This is a genomic window from Trichlorobacter sp. (assembly GCF_030247655.1).
Taxonomy (GTDB): Bacteria; Desulfobacterota; Desulfuromonadia; order Geobacterales; family Pseudopelobacteraceae; genus Trichlorobacter.
The window spans coordinates 1-2,619 of the sequence record NZ_JAOTRZ010000310.1 but is presented as its reverse complement, the minus strand read 5'-3'; the positions used below and the strand labels follow the sequence as shown (position 1 = coordinate 2,619).

The 2,619-nt window shown below is 49.6% G+C and carries 3 protein-coding genes; 1 reads left to right on the top strand and 2 read right to left on the bottom strand.

What is annotated here, in order from left to right:
* A partial coding sequence (gene mltG, locus OEL57_RS16105; RefSeq protein ID WP_300741880.1) for an endolytic transglycosylase MltG occupies window positions 1-897 on the top strand: 897 nt, incomplete at its 5' end.
* A 12-nt stretch (window positions 898-909) separates the two neighbouring features.
* Here mltG and OEL57_RS16100 read toward each other — a convergent pair.
* Both OEL57_RS16100 and OEL57_RS16095 read right to left on the bottom strand, forming a co-directional pair.
* On the bottom strand, window positions 910-1,758 hold the full coding sequence (locus OEL57_RS16100; RefSeq protein WP_300741878.1) for an HDOD domain-containing protein: 849 nt from the start codon (window positions 1,756-1,758) through the stop codon (window positions 910-912).
* Window positions 1,755-2,619, bottom strand: an 865-nt coding sequence (locus OEL57_RS16095; protein WP_300741877.1) for a GspE/PulE family protein, incomplete at its 5' end; no start/stop codon positions are given. The genes OEL57_RS16100 and OEL57_RS16095, both read right to left, overlap by 4 nt.

Here is a 2,619-nt window from a genome sequence, read left to right as displayed (position 1 = left end):
ATATATGGCCTTGCCGTGCCTAAAGGGGCCGGTTTTGCCGGTGTGACCAATGAGTTGAAACAGGCAGGGGTGATCCGCAGCAGCCTGCATTTGCGACTGGTTGCCCGGTTGCGTGGTCTGGATCGTGGGATGCAGACCGGCGATTATCGTATTTCCGGCGCTATGGTGCCATCGCAAATCCTTGAAAAACTGGCTAACGGGCAGACCGATGCCTGTAAGTTTACCCTTCCTGAGGGGTATTCTATCTATCAGGCTGCTGAGCTGCTGCAGAAACAAGGTGTTTTTGATCGTGCAGCGTTTCTAGAGGCCTGTTCAGACCGTAAACTGCTGAATGAACTTGGTATTAATTCGAAGACAGTAGAGGGTTACCTGTTTCCCGGCACCTACCAGATAGGGTTCCATATGGATGAAGCAGGCCTGGTAACTGAGATGGTGCAGGCATTCCGACATAAGACAAAGGGTTTAAAGACGTTGATTGATGCATCTGGAATGTCAGTTGATCAGGTCGTGATCCTTGCCTCAATTATTGAGCGGGAGGCGGTTTCTTTAGAAGAAAAACCGTTGATAGCGTCGGTGTTCTTGAATCGCTTGAGGATCGGTATGCCGCTGCAGAGTGATCCAACTGCGATCTACGGGGTTAAGGTCTTTGGCGGGACGGTAACAAAGCAGGATCTGCAGATAAATAATTTATACAATACCTATAAGGTTAAAGGTTTACCTGTAGGTCCCATTGGTAATCCAGGATTGGAGTCGTTGCAGGCGGTGCTTCAGCCAGCAAGGACAGACTACCTGTATTTTGTGGCGCGCAAGAATGGAACACACCAGTTTTCAAGGACACTTGCCGAGCACAATCAGGGGGTTGTCAGGTTTTTGAAAAAAGGAACGAAAAAAAGGTAGTAGAAAAGCCTGCTACGCCATGCTGATGCCATCTGCATCTTCTATTATGATCTCCAACTCAGCCAGTGCGATCTCCTTTAATCCAAGAAAATGAGCTTCTGGTGCTGAAAAAATTGAGATGGTTGGATCTGGCGGGTACAGTGATCTCCCAAGCTTTTTACAAGCCAGATTAGAAAGCCGGACCGACACCAGCAGGATGTTTGATTGGTCAAATTCAGCACTGTGGTGGTTTTTTGCAATGTCGCAGTAGAAGTCAGGAAAGTTCCACAACTTCATTAGGTTATAGCCTACCTCTTCGTGCATCGCCTCAATAATCTCACTGATCAGCTGATCGGAAAACAGTACCGAGGTTTCTTTGCTTTTCTGAATGTCATCCAGCACCTTCAGGAGAGCAAGACTGCCAATATCGTGCATCAACCCCCCCATAAAGGCCTCTGATGCCATACCGGGATAACCTGCCTTGCGGGTTATCCATTTTGCACCCACCGCACAGGCCAGCGCGTGCCCCCACAGGTTTTGCATAAGCTTGTTCAGGGTCTCATTAGGGGAATTGTAGAACTCAAACTGGGATGCCAGCATGGCCATATTGGCAATTTCCTGGGCACCAAGACGGATGATTGCATCCTTGATGGTGGCAATCTTGTTCAGGCCAGCGTAGTAGGATGAATTGGCTACCTTCAACACCCGGCCAGACAGAGACTGGTCCTCGCCAATCAGTTCGATCACATCATCAATTTCAAAACTGCGGGTGGAGAGTAGTTGCTGCAGTTTGACTGCTACGGTATGAAAGACCGGCAGTTCCTGCAGGTTTCCCTCCAGGCGGTCCTGAATCAGCCGGATCAATGGTTTTTCTGTTGTCATCGTTGTACCCCCAGAATCCTGCGTAACTCATACAGTGGCCGTGGTTTACCCAGGCGCGGCAGATCAGTAACAATTTCCTGCATTGATATCAGTCCCCGAGCCCCTTTGACCAGACCGTCTTCCATCAGGGTTACCATACCAGAGGTCTCAACGCTTATTTTACGAATTTCATAGGAGCTCTTGTGATCCAGAATGGCATTCTTGACCATCTCATTCATCACCAATAGCTCAAATATCGCCACTCTACCACGATACCCACTGAACCTGCAGTTTTTGCAGCCACGCCCAAGTTTGAATTCTGCACCTTGCAGATCTGTTGCAGAAAGCCCAAGACGGCTGAGATCCAGAGGCGTCGGGGTGTATGGTTCCGCACATTCCGGGCAGACTCTGCGCAGAAGCCTCTGGGCTACAATGCAGACCACCGTGGATGAGATCAGAAATGCCTCTATGTTCATATTCATCAGTCGGATCAGGCCGCCAATGGAGTCTTCAGTGTGAAAGGTGGTTAGAACCTTGTGGCCGGTCAGGGCTGCCTGAATGGCCACTTCTGCCGAAAACTGATCACGGATTTCACCTAAAACGATAACATCAGGGTCCTGACGTACAATGTGACGCAGGGTTTCTTCAAAGGTGACACCAATTTTAGGGTTGATTGAACATTGGGAAATGCCATCAATCACATATTCAACCGGGTCCTCTGCGGTGATGATACTGGTGTTGATATCGTTTAAGTGGTTGACGCAACCATAGAGTGTGGTCGTCTTGCCGGAACCGGTGGGACCGGTCACGATCATAACCCCGGTGGGAACTTCCAGGGCGTCGTAAATGAAGTGCTCCAGCATGCGGGGAGCCATACCCCCA